Source organism: Paenibacillus sp. PL91, from assembly GCF_012935325.2.
In the GTDB taxonomy this organism is placed as follows: domain Bacteria; phylum Bacillota; class Bacilli; order Paenibacillales; family Paenibacillaceae; genus Pristimantibacillus.
Map to the genome: position 1 here is coordinate 98,990 of NZ_JABBYG020000010.1, position 21,910 is coordinate 120,899.

21 protein-coding genes are annotated in these 21,910 nt (G+C 48.7%); 18 read left to right on the plus strand and 3 right to left on the minus strand.

The window, feature by feature from the left end:
- Positions 1-10 precede the first annotated feature (10 nt).
- From aspS to HI950_RS21990, 4 genes are all read left to right on the plus strand, one after another.
- Positions 11-1,834, plus strand: coding sequence for an aspartate--tRNA ligase (gene aspS, locus HI950_RS21975; protein ID WP_169082711.1), 1,824 nt, complete (start codon positions 11-13; stop codon positions 1,832-1,834).
- A 29-nt stretch (positions 1,835-1,863) separates the two neighbouring features.
- Entirely contained in the window at positions 1,864-2,619 is a 756-nt protein-coding gene (locus tag HI950_RS21980; protein WP_169082710.1) for a tRNA threonylcarbamoyladenosine dehydratase, read from the plus strand.
- Positions 2,616-3,287 carry a YdeI/OmpD-associated family protein gene (locus tag HI950_RS21985; protein ID WP_169082709.1) on the plus strand — a complete coding sequence of 224 codons (672 nt, stop codon included), beginning with the start codon at positions 2,616-2,618 and terminating at the stop codon, positions 3,285-3,287. The genes HI950_RS21980 and HI950_RS21985 overlap by 4 nt, the downstream gene beginning before the upstream one ends.
- Before the next feature lie 161 nt (positions 3,288-3,448).
- Positions 3,449-4,759: a replication-associated recombination protein A gene (locus HI950_RS21990; RefSeq protein ID WP_169082845.1), complete on the plus strand. Its 1,311-nt coding sequence runs from the start codon at positions 3,449-3,451 to the stop codon at positions 4,757-4,759.
- Between the two features lie 367 nt (positions 4,760-5,126).
- Here the strand turns inward: HI950_RS21990 and HI950_RS21995 are convergent, their stop codons facing one another.
- Both HI950_RS21995 and HI950_RS22000 read right to left on the minus strand, forming a co-directional pair.
- On the minus strand, positions 5,127-6,212 hold the full coding sequence (locus HI950_RS21995; RefSeq protein WP_169082708.1) for a copper resistance D family protein: 1,086 nt from the start codon (positions 6,210-6,212) through the stop codon (positions 5,127-5,129).
- Complete coding sequence (locus HI950_RS22000; protein WP_169082707.1) at positions 6,212-6,769, minus strand: copper resistance CopC family protein; 558 nt, start codon at positions 6,767-6,769, stop codon at positions 6,212-6,214. The genes HI950_RS21995 and HI950_RS22000 overlap by 1 nt, the downstream gene beginning before the upstream one ends.
- Positions 6,770-7,149: 380 nt before the next feature.
- Between HI950_RS22000 and HI950_RS22005 the strand changes: the two genes are divergently transcribed.
- Entirely contained in the window at positions 7,150-8,487 is a 1,338-nt protein-coding gene (locus HI950_RS22005; RefSeq protein WP_169082706.1) for a hemolysin family protein, read from the plus strand.
- Between the two features lie 76 nt (positions 8,488-8,563).
- On the opposite strand, the gene mnmA is transcribed toward HI950_RS22005, so the two are convergent.
- Complete coding sequence (mnmA, locus tag HI950_RS22010) at positions 8,564-9,697, minus strand: tRNA 2-thiouridine(34) synthase MnmA (protein ID WP_169082705.1); 1,134 nt, start codon at positions 9,695-9,697, stop codon at positions 8,564-8,566.
- A gap of 200 nt (positions 9,698-9,897) precedes the next feature.
- On the opposite strand from mnmA, the gene cymR reads away from it, so the two are divergent.
- The 13 genes from cymR to HI950_RS22075 all read left to right on the plus strand — a co-directional run bounded on the left by cymR (position 9,898) and on the right by HI950_RS22075 (position 21,858).
- The gene (gene cymR, locus HI950_RS22015) at positions 9,898-10,317 is read left to right on the plus strand and encodes a cysteine metabolism transcriptional regulator CymR (protein WP_053374835.1); all 420 of its coding nucleotides are present in this window, start codon (positions 9,898-9,900) and stop codon (positions 10,315-10,317) included.
- Positions 10,318-10,657: 340 nt separating this feature from the next.
- Positions 10,658-11,812 (plus strand): cysteine desulfurase family protein, encoded by a 1,155-nt coding sequence (locus tag HI950_RS22020; RefSeq protein WP_169082704.1) that lies wholly within the window; start codon positions 10,658-10,660, stop codon positions 11,810-11,812.
- A 17-nt stretch (positions 11,813-11,829) separates the two neighbouring features.
- On the plus strand, positions 11,830-12,366 hold the full coding sequence (locus tag HI950_RS22025; RefSeq protein ID WP_169082703.1) for a PRC-barrel domain-containing protein: 537 nt from the start codon (positions 11,830-11,832) through the stop codon (positions 12,364-12,366).
- 13 nt (positions 12,367-12,379) lie between these two features.
- Complete coding sequence (locus HI950_RS22030; RefSeq protein ID WP_053374838.1) at positions 12,380-12,577, plus strand: hypothetical protein; 198 nt, start codon at positions 12,380-12,382, stop codon at positions 12,575-12,577.
- A gap of 159 nt (positions 12,578-12,736) precedes the next feature.
- Positions 12,737-13,807, plus strand: a complete 1,071-nt coding sequence (locus tag HI950_RS22035) for an AI-2E family transporter (RefSeq protein ID WP_169082702.1) — start codon at positions 12,737-12,739, stop codon at positions 13,805-13,807.
- Between the two features lie 355 nt (positions 13,808-14,162).
- On the plus strand, positions 14,163-16,796 hold the full coding sequence (gene alaS / locus HI950_RS22040) for an alanine--tRNA ligase (RefSeq protein ID WP_169082701.1): 2,634 nt from the start codon (positions 14,163-14,165) through the stop codon (positions 16,794-16,796).
- A gap of 50 nt (positions 16,797-16,846) precedes the next feature.
- Positions 16,847-17,107: an IreB family regulatory phosphoprotein gene (locus HI950_RS22045; protein WP_053377682.1), complete on the plus strand. Its 261-nt coding sequence runs from the start codon at positions 16,847-16,849 to the stop codon at positions 17,105-17,107.
- Positions 17,108-17,133: 26 nt separating this feature from the next.
- On the plus strand, positions 17,134-17,550 hold the full coding sequence (ruvX, locus tag HI950_RS22050) for a Holliday junction resolvase RuvX (RefSeq protein ID WP_139990931.1): 417 nt from the start codon (positions 17,134-17,136) through the stop codon (positions 17,548-17,550).
- A gap of 8 nt (positions 17,551-17,558) precedes the next feature.
- Positions 17,559-17,855 carry a DUF1292 domain-containing protein gene (locus HI950_RS22055; protein ID WP_169082700.1) on the plus strand — a complete coding sequence of 99 codons (297 nt, stop codon included), beginning with the start codon at positions 17,559-17,561 and terminating at the stop codon, positions 17,853-17,855.
- A complete protein-coding gene (locus HI950_RS22060; RefSeq protein ID WP_169082699.1) occupies positions 17,855-18,166 on the plus strand; it encodes a DUF1292 domain-containing protein in 312 nt (103 codons plus the stop codon). The genes HI950_RS22055 and HI950_RS22060 overlap by 1 nt, the downstream gene beginning before the upstream one ends.
- A gap of 203 nt (positions 18,167-18,369) precedes the next feature.
- Positions 18,370-19,473 carry an endolytic transglycosylase MltG gene (gene mltG / locus HI950_RS22065; RefSeq protein ID WP_169082698.1) on the plus strand — a complete coding sequence of 368 codons (1,104 nt, stop codon included), beginning with the start codon at positions 18,370-18,372 and terminating at the stop codon, positions 19,471-19,473.
- Positions 19,474-19,522: 49 nt separating this feature from the next.
- Positions 19,523-20,455, plus strand: coding sequence for a peptidase U32 family protein (locus HI950_RS22070; RefSeq protein ID WP_169082697.1), 933 nt, complete (start codon positions 19,523-19,525; stop codon positions 20,453-20,455).
- Between the two features lie 140 nt (positions 20,456-20,595).
- Positions 20,596-21,858, plus strand: coding sequence for a peptidase U32 family protein (locus tag HI950_RS22075; protein ID WP_169082696.1), 1,263 nt, complete (start codon positions 20,596-20,598; stop codon positions 21,856-21,858).
- Positions 21,859-21,910: the final 52 nt, after the last annotated feature.

Here is a 21,910-nt window from a genome sequence, read left to right on the forward strand (position 1 = left end):
CATGATTATTATGTTGTTAAAAACACATCACTGCGGCCGCTTAACGAAAGCTGACGTTGGTCAAACTGTCATTCTAAACGGCTGGGTACAGCGTCGTCGCGACCTTGGCGGCGTACTATTTATCGATTTGCGCGACCGTTCGGGCATCGTTCAAACGGTTTTCAACCCGGATTTCTCCGGCGATGCGCTGGCGATCGCTGACCGTGCCCGCAACGAATTCGTTCTTGCGATTCAAGGTACAGTCGTGGAGCGCGATGCCGAAACGTACAACGCAAACCTTGCAACTGGCGAAATTGAAGTACGCGTTACAAAAATCGAAGTCATGAACGCTGCAAAAACGCCTCCGTTCCCAATTGAAGACGGCGTAGAAGTAGATGAGTCGCTTCGTTTGAAATATCGTTACCTGGACCTGCGTCGTCCGGAAATGCAAAAAACACTGTTCCTGCGCTCGAAAGCAGCTAAAGTATTCCGCGACTTCCTAGACGGAGAAGGCTTCATCGACGTGGAAACTCCGATTCTTACAAAAAGCACGCCGGAAGGCGCACGTGATTACCTGGTGCCGAGCCGCGTACACGAAGGCGAATTTTTTGCCTTGCCGCAATCGCCGCAAATTTTCAAGCAGCTCTTGATGGTTGGCGGTATCGAGCGTTACTATCAAATCGCACGCTGCTTCCGCGATGAGGATCTTCGTGCAGACCGTCAACCGGAATTCACGCAAGTCGACATCGAGACTTCCTTCCTGTCGCAGGATCAATTGCTTGCCTTGATGGAAGAGCTGACAGCTAAGCTTCTGAAAGAAACAGTTGGCGTAGAGCTTGAGCTTCCATTCCAACGCATTACTTATGCGGATGCCATGAACAAGTACGGCTCCGACAAACCGGATCTGCGTTTCGGCCTAGAAATTGAAGATATTACAGATATCGTATCAAGCAGCGATGTAAAAGTATTCGCGAGCATAGCAGCTGGCGGCGGCGTTGTAAAAGCGCTGAACGCTAAAGGCTGTGCGAGCTGGAGCCGCAAGGAGCTAGACGACCTGCAGCCATTCGCTGCCCGTTACGGCGGCAAAGGCCTTGCATGGATTACGGTGAAGGACGGAGAATGGCGCGGCCCGATCGTTAAATTCCTTAAACCGGAAGAAATTGCGGCTCTTACAGAGCGCCTGCAAGTAGAAGACGGCGATTTGCTGACTTTCTCTGCGGACAAGAAAAAAGTAGTTGCAGACGTTCTTGGCAACCTTCGCTCGAAGCTGGGCAAAGATCTTGGCCTAATCGACGAATCGAAATTTAAATTTGCATGGGTGGTAGATTTCCCACTTCTAGGCTGGGATGAGGATGCGAAGCGTTATGTTGCCGAACATCACCCGTTCACGCGTCCGAATGAAGACGATCTGCATTTCTTCGATACAGACCCGGGACAAATTCGCGCACAAGCGTACGATCTTGTACTGAACGGCTACGAGGTAGGCGGCGGCTCCATGCGTATCTACAAACGTGAAGTGCAGGAGCAAATGTTCAAAGCGCTTGGCTTCGACAAGGATGAAGCGCAAGAGAAATTCGGCTTCCTGCTTGATGCATTCGAATACGGAACGCCTCCACATGGCGGTATTGCTTTCGGCTTTGACCGTCTGGTAATGCTTCTTACCGGCCGTACGAACCTGCGTGAAACGATTGCATTCCCGAAAACGGCAAGTGCGACCGATTTGCTTTGCGATGCGCCGTCCGAGGTCGAGCTTTCGCAGCTTGAGCAGCTTCATATCCGCACGGTGCTTAAACCGAAGCAGCCAGTTGCCGCAGCAGCTGCAGCAGCTCCAGCAACGGATACAAACGAAAAATAAGCGATTTTTGCTAAGGAGGCGGCAGCCTGATGCTTCACCAATTTTCACGTACAGAGCTGGCTATTGGGCCGGAAGGGCTTGCGCTTATGAAGGGGAGCACGGTTGCCGTGCTCGGCATCGGCGGCGTTGGCGGCATAGCTGCTGAGGCGCTTGCCCGTACTGGTGTAGGCCGCATTATTCTCGTAGATAAAGACGTTGTCGATATTACGAACGTCAATCGTCAGATTCATGCGCTCACGACTACCGTTGGTCAGCCAAAAGCAGAGCTTATGCGCGACCGGATTAAGCTTATTAATCCCGAATGCGATGTCGTAGCCTTGCGGATGTTCTATACAGAGGAAACGTTTGAACAGTTTTTTGAATATCCGCTCGACTATGTCGTTGATGCATCCGATACGATTTCGTATAAGATTCATTTGATCAAACAATGCTTGGAGCGCAAAATTCCAATCATTTCGAGCATGGGCGCAGCGAATAAAATGGACCCGACAAAGTTTCAGGTTGTCGACATATCGAAGACGCACACCGACCCGTTGGCGCGTGTGATACGCACAAAGCTTCGCAAGGAAGGCATCAAGCGTGGGGTCAAGGTCGTATTCTCGACCGAGACTCCGATGAAGCCGCGTGAGGATGTCACGAAGAAGATCGTTCCTGAGAATGCACCAGAGATTCGTAAGGCAAAGCAGCCTCCGGCTAGCAATGCTTTCGTTCCGCCGGTTGCGGGCCTAATCATGGTCAGCGTCGTCGTAAATGATTTGCTTATTGCAGGCGGCATTGAGCTATGAATGAAGCGCTTGCCAAAAAACTGAGATTAACGCCGGAGATGAAGGCCCTTGTGCTTAAGTCGCCTTCCGATCATTACTTGGCCGAGCTAGGATTGAATGCAGATGCTGCGGTTGCCGAGTCGGATATCCAGTATGATTTTGTCCTTCTGTTCGTCGTAAGTTTGGCCGAGCTTGCAGAGCATGCGCCTGAAGCGATCCGGGCGGTTAAGCCGGATGAATTGTTATGGATTACGTATCCGAAGGGCACGTCCAAAATAAAGACGGACATTAATCGCGATACAGGCTGGAAGCTGATGCTCACGCTAAATGTGGAAGGTGTCGCCATGATATCGATGGACGATACTTGGTCCTCGATGCGTTACCGTCCGGCTGGAGCTGCGAAGAGCGGTACAAGCCGCCGGACATCCTCCGCAGCCTTGGCTGCTGCGGCTGGTCAGCGCACGACCGCCTCCCAAGGTGAAGAGCTGCCTGTGCCGGAGGATCTTGCCGCTGCTTTGCAAGCAACGAAAGCGGCGGAGCAATTTTTCACTGGCGGTTTGACGGCAGCGAAGAGGCGAGACTTTGTGAAGTGGATCACCGATGCGAAGCGCGAGGAAACGCGTGCGAATCGGGTAGCTGCGACAGTCGATAAGCTAGCGAGAGGCCTTAAATCTCCATTCGACAAATAAGGAACATATGCAGCCGTGCTGCAGTAAAAGCTTAATCGCTTTTTCTGCGGTACGGCTGTTTTGCGCATTCTATGAAGCAGCTCCAAAGCACGTATCTGGCGAACAAATGTGCTTGTATGCTATGATCGATGTAACAGATGGCAGAAGGTTGGGAAGCGAAAATGGATTTATTTTCTTATCAGCAGGAGGCTGAAAGGCCGCGTGCAAGGCTGCTAGCAGATCGCATGCGGCCTCAGACGCTGGACGAATATATTGGACAAGAGCATATCGTAGGGGCAGGCAAGCTGCTGCGCAGAGCCATTGAAGGCGACCAGGTGTCGTCTATTTTGTTATATGGCCCTCCCGGCTGCGGCAAAACGACACTGGCTCATATTATATCACTGCGGACGGCAGGGGAGTTCGTGAAGCTGAATGCCGTAGACGCTTCGGTCAAAGATGTCCGCGAGGTCATTGATCAGGCACGCACGAATAAAGCGATGTACGGCAAGAAGACGATTCTTTTTTTGGATGAGGTGCATCGCTTCAATACCGCAAGGCAGGATGCTTTGCTGCCTGCAGTCGAGCAGGGCACTATTATCTTTATTGGGGCGACAACGGAAAATCCGTTTCATCATGTAAATGGCGCCTTGCTTTCCCGATCGACCTTATTTCAATTGGAGCCGCTAGTTGAGGCGCATGCCTATGAAGCGATGCGAAGAGCGCTTTCCGATCGGGAGCGGGGACTCGGCTTTATGGATCTGCGAGCGGATGAAGACGCTCTCCATCATATTGCCGCTATGGCAGGCGGAGATATTCGCCGCGCGCTCAACGCGCTTGAGCTGGCTGCGGTCACGACGCCATCGGAGCAGGATGGCTCGGTTCACTTGACGCTTGAGGTAGCGCAGGAATCGATCCGCAAGCCGTCGATACGCGCCGACCTGTCGACGCAATATGATGTGCTTTCAGCCTTCCACAAGAGCGTGCGCGGCTCAAGCGATGCGGCGCTGTTCTGGTTTCTGTACGCGGTAGAGAAGCTGGGCATGGACCCGATGACCTTTATCCGCAGGCTGATCGTCGCTTGCAGCGAGGATATTGGGCTCGCTAATCCGCAGGCGATGATTCAAGCGGTTACCGCAATGGATGCTTATCATAAGATTGGCTGGCCAGAAGCGAAGTACAACATCTCGCAGGCGATTCTATTTGCGGTAGAGAGCCCTAAATCAAACGCAACGGCAATTGCGATCGGCAATGCGGAGGCGGCTATTGAGCGGGCAGGAGGCGCAGAGGTGCCGCTTCATTTGCGGGATACGCATTATAAGGGAGCGCAGCAGCTAGGGCATGAGGGCTACAAATATCCGCATGACTATCCGAACCATTATGTAGCTCAGCAGTATTTGCCTGAAAGGCTGGGCGGAATGACCTTTTACAAGGCAACGGAGCAAGGGATGGAAGATAAAATCAAGCAAAACCAGCAAAAGCGCAAAGGCAAATGACCGGGTTAAGGCTTTTATTTGACAATCAATGGGAAGTCTTATTCGTGTATGAGCCATATAGATTAAAAAATAACGGGAAATACTCCATCTAAATTTAATGCATAATGGGCTTTAGGCAGAAATAACTGGAAACACGCCCACTACATTCGAAGAAAGCACTCCTTTTATTGCATACGCACGGATTTACATGAGAAAATCCTGATAAACACGATTTGAGCTAATTTTCCAGCTATTTAACGGGAACATTTCCTGTTAATGCTATATTCATGTGTATGAGCTAATTGAGCATGGTTCAGCAAAATCCAGCTACAAAAAAGGGACATTCCTAATATTTAGGAATTGTCCCTTTTTACATGCCATATGCGATTTAAGCAATCGAGAACATAAGTCCGAAATAGCCGAATACGGCAGTCAAAATACCCATCAAGAAAGCAGGGATAAGCTTATTCGAGCGATACATCCAGACCAAACCGCCAGCCATCACCAAAGCTGCTGCAAGCATGAGAATGCTCTCAAAATGCAGCGTAAACTTCAAAGCAATGTCCGGGCTGAAGCTGCCTTTGTAGATCGATGTGAATAACGGTGACGGGGAGACGGTTTGCAGCGTCTCTTTCACCTTGTGCGGCGGCGTTTGCTGTCCTAGGACACCCGTTGCCGCGAGTACGAGCAGTGCGATGATGCTTTCCGCTTTTAGCCATCTTCTTGGGTTGAAGCCATCTTCGCGGTTAGCTATTTTTTTGTATCCGAAGCCGTTCGTGTAAGCAAAGAGCAGTAACGGCACGATCAATAAATGCTTGATAAGAAGCATTTGCCCGTAGGGCAGCATCCAGGCGTTCACATACTCGGGAGTCGTGAATGACATGAGCACGATGCCCGCTAGAAGCGTTACCAGTACACTGATTATTGCAACCGGAGAAAACCAGCGCAGAAACGCATGCCAATTCGCATTATCCGTGGAAAACCAGCTTATGACGAATAAGATGCCGATCCATACGCTTACGGCAAGGAAGTGGGCGGAATGGGTAACTAATCCTCTAAACCCATAAAGCGAAGACGCGTGGCCAGCATACCCTAACCATACAATTAGCAAAAACGTGACAAACAAAGCAACCTTAGGCATATGCTTGTCGCCCCGGAACGCCTTGAGTCCCAGCAGAAACGCAAGTCCAACAGAACCGATCGCAGTCCAAACCCATGCCTTCCCGGTATTGATATCGAGCAAAATGCTTTTGAGAATCGAGCCATATGTCATATCAAAGTCTTTGGCGAAAACGAGAGCGAGCTTATGAATTGGAACATAAGACAAAATCGGAATCGCTATCGCGCATGCGAGAAGCAAGCCGTTCGGTACCTGAATGGAGGGCCTTCTGTCCTCCGGCACTAGCCGCAGCAGCAGGGTTCCTGTCAGAATAGCGAAGCAAATGTAAAGAAGGCCTTCGCTGATATAAATCATTATTTGCGCCTCCGCATGAACAAGACGAGTGCAGCAACTACGATGATCGCTCCGATAATGAAAGCGGGCGTGTAGTTTGTACCTTCCTTATCGGTTGTCGATTCGCTTGGATTCACAGCATTGTCAGCATCTGCACTTGCCTCAGGAGAGGGAGTCGGTGCTTCGGCCGTTGCTTCCGGTTCAGCTGTTGGCTCTTCCGTCACAACTGGAGCTTCGACCGTAAAAGCATAATCGCCTTCCACAGAGTGGCCGTCTGCTCCGATGATGGTCCATTTTACGGTGTAGATGCCATTTGGAAGCTCGGCTGGCAAAGCTCCGCTCATCGACATTCCGCTGACTTCGACTTTATCTTTCTCCATTTCCTCGCCTGCGGCATTCAATATTTTAAAATTGCTTAGCTTCTCAATTTTGGTGTTGAAGGTAAGCTCTATAAGCTCGGGCGAGACGTTGACCGTCGCATCCTTTGCAGGCACCGCAGTTTCTAGTTTGGAATGGGCAAGAGCGACGCCGGGAACTAGCCATAGGGCTGCCAGGCATATAAGCAAAATCCGTTTCATTTGTAATCCTCCTACATATTTATTATCTAATCTGTTTCTCAAGCTGTTTGCATTATAACAGATACGGCGAATCGTTAGCTTGCCATTAAATGAGCATTTCGTAGCGGCTTTATGAACATTTGTTGAAGTCTGCTACGCCGAATGTTTAAATAACACGAGCTGAGTCGGGAAATCCGCGTATAAAGGCTAGCCTATGGCGAATACATATAATTACAGTCTTGAGAACGGCTTACCCTTGCGGTGTTCCCGTTTGACGCGGCGGCTTGGCAACTTGGAGAGCTCTTACATTACACAAAGATCGCCGTATCTTTGTTCCAAAGGGAGGTGTACCTGTCATCGCATAGCATTTGCCCCTTGTGCGAAGGACAGGATATCGTTGAATGGACCCATTACCGGTTAGTTTATCCCTGGCGCTTATTTTATTTTTGGTTTTTTTGAACGGTTTTTTCGTGGCGGCCGAGTTTGCAATGGTGAAGGTGCGAGGGAGCCGAATTGATACGCTCGCTTCCGAAGGGCATTCGCGTGCCAAGCATGCCACGCATTTGACAGGCAATTTGGATGCTTATTTGTCCGCTTGTCAGCTTGGCATTACATTTGCTTCGCTCGGGCTTGGGTGGATTGGCGAGCCAGCCGTGGCCAAACTAATCGAGCCTTTTTTTGGCTATATCGGCATACGCAACGAGGTATTTATTCATACATTCTCCTTTTTCCTCGCTTTTTCCTTCATCACGGTGCTTCATATCGTATTAGGGGAGTTGGCGCCTAAGACGGTAGCTATCCGCAAAGCAGAAAGGGTTACGCTGTTAACGGCGACTCCGCTCATCTATTTCTACAAGATTATGTATCCGTTCATTTGGGTGCTTAACGGCATGGCCAATCAGCTTCTGAAGCGAATGGGCATCGAACCGGCGACCGAGAAGGACGCTGCACATACCGAGGATGAAATTCGCATTTTGATGAAGGAAAGCCACAAGAATGGGCTCATTGACAATACGGAGCTTACGCTCGTAGATAATATTTTCGAGTTTACCGAAACGAATGCACGCGAAATTATGATTCCCCGCACGGAAATGGTTTGCCTGAATACGAGCCATTCGCTTGAAGAGAACAAGAGGCTCGCACTGGAGCAAATGCTGACGCGGTACCCGGTATGCGAGAATGACAAGGATAATATTATTGGCTTCGTTCATATCAAGGATCTGCTCAAGGATACGACGCATAGCCTGCATGATATAAGACAAATTACGAGGCCGATTACGACTGTGCCCGAGTCGATGCAAATTAGCACGCTGCTGAAGCTGATGCAAAAGCGGAAGTCTCAAATCGCGATATTGATCGACGAGTATGGCGGCACCTCAGGCTTGGTAACATTAGAGGATATTATGGAGGAAATCGTTGGCGAAATTCAAGACGAATTTGACGAGGAACGCGAGCATCTTGAAAAAAAAGAAGACGGCACTTACTCGGTCAGCGGACTCATGCTTATCGAGGAGGTGAACAGCTTCTTCGGCCTTGAAATCGAAACGGATGATTACGACACGATCGGCGGCTGGATCTATTCGAAGATTGAAATTCCACCGGTCAATAACCAACGTGTGACGTATGCGGAGCAATTCGAGTTCATCATCGAAGAGACGGATCATCTGCGTATTTCACGGCTTACCATTCGAAAGCTCGGTGAACGAGTGAGAGGGCAGCACGATCAGCATTTCGGTTAAAGGTTTTGAAAAAAAAGGGCTGCCCAAACGCATCGTAACGTTGCGTTTGAGCAGCTCTGTTTTGTGAAAAAACTTGTTATGCTTGCTTAGCTAGTGCTGAAGCTGCGTCAATCTTTTGAACGGTTTCAATCGTACCGCCGCCAAGACAAACCTGACCGTCATAGAGCACGACCGCTTGACCAGGCGTGATCGCCTTCTGAGGCTTATCGAATACGATATGTGCCGTACCATCCAAATTGTACGTTACGCTGACGCCTTGATCGGGCTGGCGGTAACGGAATTTGGCTGTGCAGCGGATCGTTCCAGCTTCGGTTACCGGAACAATCCAGTTCATGCCGCTCGCCGTCAGGCTCTCGGAGTAGAGGCTTGGATGCTGCTCGCCCTGTACAACGTACAGAATGTTGTTCTCCAGATCCTTGTCGGCTACGAACCACGGCTCGCCGTTGCCTGAGCCGCCGATGCCGAGCCCTTGGCGCTGTCCGAGCGTGTAATACATAAGGCCATCGTGACGGCCCTTCTTCTCGCCGCTTTGGATATCGATCATGTCGCCTGCTCGCGCTGGCAAATAGCCGCTGAGGAACGTCTTGAAATTGCGCTCCCCGATAAAGCAAACGCCGGTGCTGTCTTTCTTCTTAGCGGTATATAGACCGGCCTCCTCGGCAATACGCCGTACCTCGGGCTTTGGTATATGACCGATCGGGAACATCGCTTTTGCCAGCTGCTTCTGATTAAGGGCGCTTAGGAAATAGGTTTGATCCTTGTTCGAATCCACCCCGCGAAGCAGCTTCGTAACGCCTTCTTCCGTACGTTCCACTTGCGCATAATGGCCTGTTGCCAAATAATCGGCGCCAAGCTCCATGGCACGCTGCAGGAAGTCGCCAAACTTGATTTCACGATTGCACATGACGTCTGGGTTTGGCGTGCGGCCGCGCTTGTATTCATCCAAGAAATAAGTGAATACTTTATCAAAATATTGCCGTTCAAAATTAACGGTATAGTAGGGTATGCCGATTTGTTCACATACGCGGCGAACGTCTTCCGAATCTTCTTCCGCCGTGCAATGACCGAATTCATCGGTATCGTCCCAGTTTTTCATAAAGATGCCGACAACGTCATAGCCTTGCTGCTTTAGCAGCAGCGCAGTGACGGAGGAATCGACGCCGCCTGACATGCCGACGACCACTCTTGTCGAAGCTTTTGGTTTTTCCATCGTAAACACCACCTTGCTTGAATCAAACATATTCTATTGTAACATAGGCTGAAAACTTTTTCATGAAGATGACAACCTTTTTGCACACGATGCTCGTTTGATATGTTAACATATAAGGGAACTGGGAATACAGTGATTTAAGAGCATATTGATCAGACACACTCCTAACAGACCATAAAACAAATAAAAGAGGTGCCACTTTGAAAATATCGACGAAAGGCCGTTATGGCTTAACCATTATGATGGAGCTAGCGGCTAAATTTGGTGAAGGCCCGACTTCGCTCAAGAGCATTGCAGAGAGAAATCAGCTTTCCGAGCACTATTTGGAGCAGCTAGTAGCACCTTTGCGTAATGCAGGACTTGTGAAAAGCATACGAGGCGCATATGGCGGCTATATTTTATCCAAAGATCCAGAGACGATTACTTCAGGGGATATCATCCGTATTCTTGAAGGGCCGATCTCGCCTGTAGACTTTACCGAAGAGGATGATCCGGCTAAACGCCAATTATGGCTGCGCATTCGCGACAGCATTGCAGAGGTGCTTGATTCGACGACGCTTGCTGATCTGATCAACTTTGAAGATGAAGGCAAGCCTGACAGCTACATGTTCTATATCTAAAAGGATGCGGAGAAAGGGCGGACCTATCGCCCTTTCTATATCACTTGCGCAAAAGCTATGTATTTATAGTACTCCGTTTTATTTACTATCATTCGCCCACTGAAATGGACCCTTCAACGCATCCCCCTGAGGATGCATTTGCTTCGTTACTTACATCCCTTCTTCTCCAGTCACATCATAAGGCATAGTTAAGCGATCGTAATTATCTTGCTAAATAGAGGCTTTTGTAAAAAAGAGTTTGGGTGATGGTACGCGGGCATTGATGCGTGTCAATAGCGGTTGTGCTATACTCGAATACATGAAAACACATACTTGTTCACTATTTAAAGGAAGATGACCTATGAAAATACATTATTTTGACCATGCCGCCACAACGCCTATGCATCCGAGCGTCGCAAGCGCCATGCTTGAGCTTATGCAGGGACCTGGAGGCAATTCATCCAGCATGCATGCTCTCGGACGAGCCGCAAAGCACCAGCTTAACCGTGCGCGCGACTCCGTTTCAGCAGCCTTAGGCTGTAAGCCGGCGGAGCTATTGTTTACTTCCGGTGGAACCGAAAGCGACAATGCTGCTTTGATCGGCGCTGCTAGAGCGCAGCGCAAGCGGGGCAGATCACATATTATAACATCAGCGGGCGAGCATCACGCCGTCCTTCAAACATGCGAATGGCTTGCCAAAGAAGAAGGCTACTCTCTAACGGTACTGCCTTTAGAACGGGATGGACGTACATCGCCAGAGCTCGTTCAAGCTGCAATTACGCCCGAAACGGGACTCATCAGCATTATGCATGGAAATAACGAGGTGGGCACCCTGCAGCCTATCGAAGAAATCGGGCAAATCGCGAAGGCGAGCGGCGCGATTTTTCATGTTGATGCCGTTCAAACGTTGAGCTCGATGAAATTCCGTCTACATGAGCTTCCTGTCGATTTGATGAGCTTCTCTGCACATAAGATCAATGGCCCGCAAGGGGTCGGAGCGCTTTACGTCGCAAATGGGACGCTGATCGAATCGATTCAGCATGGCGGATCTCAAGAGAGAAAACGCCGTGCGGGCACTGAAAATATCGCTGGAATCGCTGGTTTTGCGGCTGCAATTGACATTTGTGTGAACGAGCGGGAAAATAAGCAACCTTTTATGGACAAGCTTCGTAAGAGATGGATAGAACTGCTGCAAACGCATGTAGAAGTACCAATCATCATTAATGGCAGCGAGCATCATTATTTGCCGCATATCGTCAATATCAGCTTTATCGGTGTCGATACAGAAACGATGCTGATGAATCTGGATATGGAGGGTATCGCTGCAGCAAGCGGTTCAGCTTGTACGTCCGGCGCGCTTGAACGATCGCATGTTCTTCGGGCTATGGATTTGCCGCAGGAACAAATTCAATCCGCTGTAAGATTTAGCTTCGGTTTGGGGAATACTTTGGAGGAATTAGAAGATGCCGCACTAAAAGTTGGAACAATCGTGAGGCGTATTCGTAATAACTACTAGGAGGACTCCGACTAAGCGTGATTAAACTTCAACAGCTTATTGGGCTTCCCGTTATCGTTATCCATTCCGGCAAGCTGGTCGGCACCGTCAAGGATGCTTGGTTCGATGAGCATTGGCAGTTGAAGGGGCTAATCCTCGATTGTGCCAAGTGGTTTGCTTCATCTGTAAAAATAGTGGAGTGGTCACACGTATTATCCTGTGGCGATGACACCGTTATTATTTCAAGTGAAGCTGCGATCACGAGGATGAAGTCGAAGCAATTGCTGCGTTCATTTTACACAGGATTAGTGAAATTAAAGGATTTGCCAGTCGTTACTGTTCAAGGTTTGCAGCTTGGCCGTGTATCGGATGTTTATTTTTACCCAAATCAGGGTACACAAATAGTAGGCTACGAGCTTACGGACGGTTTTGTTTCGGATCTGATGGAAGGGCGCAAATGGCTGAAGGTGCCGAGTGATCCGGATAGCGTATTGCTCGGGGAAGACGCGATTATTGTTCCTGCTGTCAGTGAAGCGGAATTGGAGCCTGTCGCAGCTTCCAATTTCAGAGGATAGGGAGAAATGAAAGATGATGAGATGTCCGAATTGTAATTCGAAAGATATCGGAAAGATTGGTTCCCACCAGTTCTATTGCTGGGGATGCTTCATTGAACTGACGGTTAACGGCGACAAAATGTCGGTTTACCAAGTCGAAGAGGATGGCACGTTAAGCTCGCTCGATGACTTGTTCTTTGAAGAGGAAATACCGCAAATTCACGTCAACTGATGTGCTTTGTCATAAATAAATAAAAATATAAAGAGACGGTCTTCGGCCGTCTTTTTTTTGCTGTTCAAGGATGATTTCCACCCCATGTACATATACTGAATTAGTTCCGCTTGTCCAGCCTATGGAGAGCCGGAATAAGAATGCACGGGGGTGAGGACGGTGGAGCGTTTCACAAAGAGCCGTCTGTTTGTATGGCTTATATATCTGATTTTAGGCTTGATCGCCATTTATCTCTTGCTGCTTATAAAGCCGCTAATCGTGAACGTGTACATTTTTTTGAAGGCCGTCTTTGCGCCATTCATTATCGCGATGATTATTTCCTATGTGCTGAACCCGATCGTTACTATGCTGCATGATCGAAAGGTGCCAAGAACGATCGCTGTATTGCTGATCTATGCTGTCTTCTGTGCGGTCATTACCGTGCTGCTTGTTAATTTGATACCGATGTTCATCGAGCAGGTACAGGAGTTGAACCGTCATGTCCCGGAGCTGTCGATGCGTGCCCAAAATATCGTTACGGACATAAACAATACTTCATTTTTGCCCGAAAGCATTCGCAGCGGGATCAACAAGTCGCTCGTTAACATCGAGAAGAAGCTGTCGGAGAGCTTGTTTAATTTTGTGAACAATATCGGATCGATGGTTAATGCGCTGTTCATTGCGTTCATCATTCCGTTTCTCGCTTTCTATATATTAAAGGACTTCGACGTATTTGAACGAACGGTCATTACATACGTGCCGAAGGCGCACCGCAAAAACACAGTCAGGCTGCTGAAGGATATCGATACCGCTCTTGGCAGCTACATTCGGGGTCAGTTTTTGGTTTGTGTTATTGTAGGCGTCCTTGCGTATCTTGGTTATATGCTGATTGGGATGCCGTATGCCTTGCTGCTTGCGAGTATCGTTGCCATAACGAATGTCATTCCGTATTTGGGACCATTCTTTGGAGCAGCTCCCGCGCTGCTGATGGCCTCAACCGTATCGCTCAAATTGGTTATACTTGTGGCGATCATCAATACGCTGTGCCAAATACTCGAAGGGAATGTCATTTCACCGCAGGTTGTCGGCCGTACGCTCCATATGCATCCCTTGTCGATTATTTTTGCTTTGCTCGTCGGAGGCGAAATTGCAGGTATTGTCGGGATGATTTTAGCCGTTCCCATATTCGCAGCCTGCAAGGTGATCATTCAGCATATGTTCGCGTATTATGTGCGAAGAAAGATTATTTGACAGGCGGAAAGCGTGTGGCTATAATTTTAAAATAATCGTGTCAATTATATGAGGATAAAGCGTTGACGAAATGAAGTAAGCCAATGCCCGTTAGCCAGAGAGAAAGCTTCTTCGCTATTGCTTCCAGAGGAAGCTTATGGCGATGGTTGAGAGAGCTTTTATGACGAAGAGTGGCCGAAAGCTCTTTTCGGAGTGTGAATGAACTTCACCGGTTGGACCCGTTAATGTCTAATGAAGGCGATTGCTTATGCTGCTTGCGGCAGAGCAATAACCAGGGTGGTACCGCGAATCTATTCGTCCCTGTCTATGACAGGGGCGTTTTTTGTGTTTTATCATTTAAAGGGGGCTCTTACTAATGAAAGCTAGTGAAATCCGGGCAAAATGGCTTGCTTTTTTTGAAAGCAAAGGCCATAAAATCGAACCAAGCGCATCGCTTGTACCGCATAACGATCCGTCCTTGCTGTGGATCAATGCAGGGATGGCGCCGCTGAAAGCTTATTTCGACGGTCGCGTCATACCAGAAAACCCGCGGATTACGAATTCGCAAAAATGTATCCGCACGAATGATATTGAGAACGTAGGTAAAACCCGCCGTCACCACACCTTTTTTGAAATGCTGGGCAACTTCTCAATCGGGGACTATTTCAAAGAAGAAGCGATTACGTGGGCGTGGGAGTTTTTGACCGAGCCGCAATGGATCGGCTTTGATCCGGACCGCTTGTCGGTAACCGTGTACCCGGAGGACGAGGAAGCTTTTGCTTTCTGGAATACAAAAATCGGCCTCCCTGCAGAGCGTATTTACAAGCTGGAGGAAAACTTTTGGGATATCGGCGAGGGCCCTTGCGGACCTTGTACCGAAATCTTTTATGACCGCGGCGACAAGTACGGCGATCTATCTGATCCAGAGTGTTGGCCAGGCGGAGAAAATGAGCGTTTCCTAGAGGTTTGGAACGTCGTATTCTCGCAATTCAACCATAACAAGGACGGCAGCTATACGCCGCTTCCAATCAAGAACATTGATACAGGCGCAGGGCTGGAGCGTTTTGCTTCGATTTTGCAGGATGTCGATTCAAATTTCGATACGGATTTGTTCCGCCCGATCATCGACCGTACCTGCCAGATTGCAAAGGTAAGCTATAAAGTGAGCGAAGAGCATGACGTTGCGCTTAAGGTCATCGCTGACCATATTCGTACTGTTGCGTTCGCAGTAGGCGATGGCGTCATGCCGTCTAACGAAGGCCGCGGATATATTATTCGCCGATTGCTTCGCCGTGCAGTTCGTTATGGAAAAACGATCGGCATCGACCGTCCGTTCCTGCATGAGCTTACTTCTGTCGTTGGAGAGGTAATGGGCGTGTACTATCCAGAGGTAGTGGCTAAGCGTGAATTCATCGAGCGCGTTATCCGCACGGAGGAAGAGCGTTTCCATGAGACACTGTCTGACGGTTTGGCTATGCTGTCCGAGCTCGTAGCTGCTGCTACAAAAGCAGGCAACAAAGAAATCAATGGCGACGATGCGTTCCGCTTATATGATACGTACGGCTTCCCGTTTGATTTGACGGAAGACTTTGCATCGGAGAACGGGATGACGGTTGACCGCGCCGGCTTCGACGCAGCGATGGAAGCACAGCGCGAGCGAGCTCGCGCAGCCCGTCAAGATACAGGCAGCATGAAGGTGCAAGGCGGCCCGCTTGGCGATTTTACGGTTAAAAGCGATTTTGTTGGCTATAATGTACTGGTAACTGAGTCCCAAATCCTTGCAATCGTACAAGACGATTTGCTTGTGGATGCAGCATCCCAAGGCAGCAAAGTAGTCGTCATTCTTGATCGCACGCCTTTCTATGCGGAGAGCGGCGGACAGATCGGAGATAAAGGAACGATTACAGGCAATGGCTTTACGCTGCAGGTCGAGGATGTGACGAAGGCGCCTCATGGCCAAAACGTACATCATGCCATCGTGACGTCAGGCACCGTACGTACTGGCGAAACCGCAAAAGCGACCGTTACAAGCGCAGTGCGTGATGATGTAATCAAAAACCATACCGCGACGCATTTGCTTCATAAGGCGCTCAAAGAGGTGCTTGGCGATCACGTCAATCAAGCAGGTTCCTTGGTAGAGGCAGAGCGGCTGCGTTTCGACTTCTCGCATTTTGGCAGCATTACAGCCGAGGAGCTGGTGGAAATCGAGCGCCGCGTCAACGAGCAGATATGGCTTGGTACAGCTGTATCAATCGATTTGAAATCGTTGAATGAAGCGAAAGAAATGGGCGCTATGGCATTGTTTGGCGAGAAGTACGGCGATGTTGTACGCGTCGTACAGGTTGGCAGCTACAGCTTAGAGCTTTGCGGCGGCTGTCACGTAGGCAATACCTCGCAAATTGGACTATTCAAGCTGCTTAGCGAGAGCGGAATCGGTTCAGGCGTGCGAAGAATTGAAGCCGTTACTGGAAAACATGCGTATAACTATTTGGAAGGCCAGCTTGAGCTGCTTAAGCAATCGGCTTCACTTTTGAAATCGAACACAAACGATGTGCCAAAACGGATCGAAGCGTTGTTTGGGCAAGTTAAGGAGCTCTCGCGAGACAATGAGTCGCTGCAAGCGAAGCTGAGCCGCATCGAAGCGGGCTCGCTCGAGCAATCTGCGAAAACAGTTGATGGCATTACCGTGCTGTGCGCGAAAGTAAGTGCTCCTTCCATGGATGCGCTACGCGGCATCGTTGATGAGCTGAAGGTGAAGCTTCCATCCAGCGTAATCGTTCTGGGGGCTATTGCGGATGACAAGGTGAATCTGGCGGCAGCCGTTTCGGCGGACCTCGTTAAGAAAGGTTTCCATGCTGGGAAAATCGTAAAAGAAGCTGCTGTGCACTGTGGCGGCAGCGGAGGCGGGCGCCCAGATATGGCGCAAGCGGGCGGAAAAGATACATCTAAGCTCGATGAAGCATTGAAACTTGCGGAAGAACTAGTTCTTAATCAATCAAATGTGATATGATATAAATGTATATCCGATAAGAAAGCGGTTTGGAAAGCGAGGTGCTGGCGATGAGTTCCATGGACAATACAATGAAATTTAACGTGAAGGCGGAGGGGGTTGAATCTTCTCAAGACATTCTGCTATCGGTGCATGAAGCGCTTCTAGAGAAAGAGTATAATCCGATTAACCAGATCGTTGGGTACTTGCTGTCCGGAGATCCCGCGTATATTCCGCGGCATAACAACGCCAGAAGTTTAATTCGCAAGAAGGAACGAGACGAATTAATTGAAGAGCTTGTCCGGTTTTATCTAAACCATAAGAAACAATAACAAATTAGGCAGGAGCCGGACAAGACATGAGATTGATGGGACTGGATTACGGTGACCGCAACATTGGAGTTGCAGTCAGCGACGCCTTTCGTTGGACCGCTCAAGGGACCGGAGTCATAGAACGCAGACGCGATGGAAGCGAATTTGACCGCATTGCCGACCTGGTTAAGGAGCATGAGGTTAGTGAGATCGTTGTCGGTCTGCCCAAAAATATGAACGGTACCATCGGTCCACGTGGCGAAATTTGTATGGAATTCGCAGAACAGATTAAGCAGAAACTAAACATACCTGTTCACCTTTGGGATGAAAGGCTGACTACGGTAGCTGCCGAACGAACGCTTATTGAAGCGGACGTCAGCCGGAAGAAGCGAAAGCTTGTAATAGACAAAATGGCGGCAACGCTCATTTTGCAAAATTATCTCGATTCTAAAGCGAAAAGGTGAGGGTAAACATGACAAAAGAAGATCTGGAATTCGAAGAGCCGGAAATTATTTATATTCCGGATGAAGAAGGCAATGAAGAGGAATTCGAAGTCATCATGAAGTTTGAGGTTGATGGTTCCGATCAGAAATATATGATGGTTGTGCCGCTTGCAGGTGAAAATGACGAGGAAGATGAAGTATACGCTTTCCGTTATGAAGAAGAAGGCGATGACCTGAAGCTTTATACCATCGAAGATGAAGAAGAATGGAACATGGTCGAGGAAACGTTTAATACTCTCCTTGGCGAGATGGAGGAAGAGAACTAATGTCTGGCACAGAGCAGGAAGCGCCAAAGAAGCTCAATAGCTTGAGAACTGCTTTTGGCAATGAAATAGAATTGGAAGCAGATGACGGCAGCGTAGAAGTATACGATATCAAAGCTGAATTTCAGCTTGGAGATCGAATTTATGCAGCCCTTCAATCGGACCCGATGCGCGGCGAAGAAGATGTAGAGCTTTTCCGCGTTATCCAAGTTGACGGTGAACCGCAGCTGGAAAACATCGAGGATGATGAAGAATGGGAAGCGGCTTCAGAAGCCTATGACGATTTGTTGTTTGCGACTGACGAGCGTCCTTAAGTAGCAGGAAGCATATAGGCATGAAGCAAGAGAGCGGCTTATAACCGCTCTTTTGTTCCATGTTTAGGGTTAATTGTAAAATAACAGCGTGATGCATCATTTTTATGGTTAGGCAAGCTGAGCCGCCAGCATATGGTCTCAGCCGTTTTTGCCTGCGCACCACTATGAAGGAAAATTTATAATGATAAAGAGGGGGTTCAAGGTTGGACAACTCATCACAGCATCGCGACCAGCAATCATCCGGTCCGAAGCGCAGCCGCATAACGTTATGGGTTATTTTAAGCTTGCTTGGCATTATCATTATTGGTGCCGGCAGCGCAGCTTTTTACGTATGGAACAGCTTGCAACCTACGAAGGCTGGCGATGTGCAGAAGCTGGAAATTCCGAAAGGAACGTCGGCGAACGAGGTTGCAGATTTGCTTGAACATCAAGGAATCATCAAGAACTCATTTATATTTAAATATTATTTGAAGTTGAATGACCAAGGAGCTCGCTTTCAAGCGGGTGTATATGAGCTTAGCCCGGGAATGGACAACGATGCGATCATCGCGAAGCTGAATGCCGGTGAAACGGTAGCTGCTGAAACGATTCGCTTCACGATACCTGAAGGCTTTACCGTGCTGCAAATTGCAGATAAGCTTGCGGCGGAGAAGCTGATTGATAAGGATAAGTTTATGGGGCTCATCGCCTCGCAAAAAGCATGGGGAGATGCCGAGGCTGTACGCTCTATCCCAGAATCCGAAAAACTGCACAAGCGTCTAGAAGGATATCTTTTCCCAGAGACGTATGAAATGAAGAAGGAAAGCAAGGAAGAGGACATTATCAAGCGGATGGTATCTGAGCTTGACCGGAAGCTGGGCGAGCTTCCTGAAGGTTGGATGGATGTGCTGGAAGAGAAAAAAATGTCATTCCATGAGCTTTTGACAATTGCATCGCTAGTAGAACGCGAGGTAGTTGTCGATGAGGAAAGAGCACTTGTTGCTGGCGTCATCTATAATCGTATCGCTGATGGCATGAAGCTCCAAATTGACGCGACCGTACAATACTCACTTGATAAGCCGAAGGAAAGGCTGTATGAGAAGGATTTGCTCGTAGAGAGCCCTTATAATACGTACAAAGTGGAAGGGCTGCCGCCGGGACCTATCGCGAGTCCAAGCCTTGATTCGATTCAGGCGGCGTTATACCCGGAGGAGACCGAATATTTCTTTTATGTGACGAAAAAAGACGGCAGCCAGACTCATTTGTTCGCAAAAACCTACAAGGAGCATTTGAGGAACATCGAGAAGAGCAATCAAACGGCTGGGTAGGACAATATAGGCAGGACAGCAAGTTACAGTTTTTGAGGAGGTTTATAGCATGACGTACAAGCCGGAATTGTTAGCTACCGCCGCATCATTAGAGGAGCTTGAGAGGCTCATTGCAGCAGGTGCGGATGCTTTTGTCATCGGCGAAGCACGTTACGGTATGCGTTTGGCAGGTGAGTTCCATACAGAAATGCTTGCTCAAGCGGTAAAGATCGCGAAGCCGCAGGGCGTTCGGATTTATGCGGCTCTTAATAACCTGATCGACAATGAAGCGGCGGATACTTTAGATTCGTATGTATCCTCGCTTGCCGAAGCAGGGGTTGATGCCATTGTGTTCGGTGATCCCGCCGTTCTAATGGCGGCACGAATCCATGCTCCGGGAATGGCTTTGCACTGGAATGCGGAGATGACCTCAACCAACTATGTTACAGCAAATTATTGGGGCCGCAGAGGCGCTACAAGGTATGTGCTGGCACGGGAGCTGAACATGGAGCAGGTCATCGAGACGGCTTCAAGCACAGAGCTCGAAGTACAGGTTCAGGTGCATGGCATGACGAACATTTATCATTCGAAGCGCTCATTAGTGGGCAGCTATATGGATCATCAGTCGGAAGCGGATCGGCTGCCCGTGAAGGATAAGGATCGCGGTCTGTACGTGATGGAAGCAGAACGGCAGGATGAACGGTATCCGATCTATGAAGATGCTAACGGGACTCACATTATGAGCTCTGACGATATTTGCATGGTTGAGAATCTGCATGAGCTGCTGGAGGCTGGAGTGAGCAGCTTGAAAATAGAAGGCTTAATGAAGTCAACCGAGTACAATGAAATTGTCGTGCGAGCATATCGGCAGGCGATTGATGCTTATATGGCTGATCCGGCAGGATATGTGTTTCAAGAAGAATGGTTGGATGCGATTAAACAGGTTCAGGACCCGAATCGCGAGCTGAGCTATGGCTTTTTTTACAAAGAGCAAGTGTATTAATAGATATTTTAGCGCTTACGAAGAGAGTTGCTTTCGCAATACTAAGATAATGCTTACGAAGAGAGTTTTGCTTACGCAAAACTAAGATAATGCTTACGAAGAGAGTTTTGCTTACGCAAAACTTTAGGAGGTGCACATAAATGACGACAATCGAGAAGACGACACCGCGTTACCAAGGAAAGCGGAATCGGCTGGATAAGCCGGAGCTACTCGCTCCAGCGGGCAATTTGGAGAAGCTGAAATTCGCCATCCACTATGGGGCTGACGCGGTATACATCGGCGGGCAAAAGTACGGCTTGCGTTCCAATGCGGATAACTTTAGCTTCGAAGAAATGAAAGAAGGCGTAGAGTTCGCGAATCGCTATGGCGCAAAGGTATTTGTCGCTACCAATATTTATGCGCATAATGAGGATGTTGAAGGTCTAGAGGACTATTTGCGGGCACTAGAGGAAGCAGGCATATCGGCTATCATTGCTGCTGATCCTGCTATCATAGAAACGGCGCAGCGCGTAGCACCTAAGCTTGAGGTTCATTTAAGCACGCAGCAATCGACCCTTAATTGGCAGGCTGTGCAATTTTGGAAGGATGAAGGCTTGCCGCGTGTCGTGCTTGCCCGTGAGACAAGCTTTAAAGATATCGCTGAAATCAAGAAGCATGTTGATATTGAAATCGAAGCTTTCATCCACGGGGCGATGTGCTCATCATTTTCAGGACGGTGCGTGCTTTCGAACCATTTTACAGATCGGGACTCTAATCGCGGAGGCTGCTGCCAATCTTGCCGCTGGAAGTATGATTTGTTTGTTGATGATATGCCGATGTATTCCGAGGATGAAGATAAGTTTTCGATGGGTTCAAAGGATTTATGCATGATCGAATATTTGCCCGAGCTCATTGAGGTTGGCGTCGACAGCTTCAAGATCGAAGGAAGAATGAAAAGCATTCATTATGTTGCAACAGTCGTTAATGTGTATCGACAAGCGATAGATGCCTATTTTGCCGATCCGGAGCATTTTGAGCTGAAGCGGGAATGGGTAGAAGAGATCAACAAAGCAGCGAATCGACCGCTTAATACAGGGTTTTTCCTTGATACACCAGGAGCAGAGGACCATATCTATGAGCCGGAGGAAAAAGCGGCCCCTTACGATTTTGCTGGTGTTGTGCTTGATTACGATGCGAAAACGGGATTTGCTACTGTACAGCAGCGCAATCATTTTAAGCTAGGCCAAGAAATTGAATTCGTTGGTCCAGGCGGCACTTTCTTCAAGCAAACGATAACTGAAATTACCGATGCCGATGGTTCAGCGCTTGAAGCGGCCAGGCATCCCTTGCAGCATATTCGAATACGCACGCTAAAGCCGGTTAAGACAATGGATATGATGCGGAAGAAAATAGTTAAAAAGTAAGAACAATGAAAAAAACGGAGAGTCTTATTTTACCATTAAAATAAGACTCTTT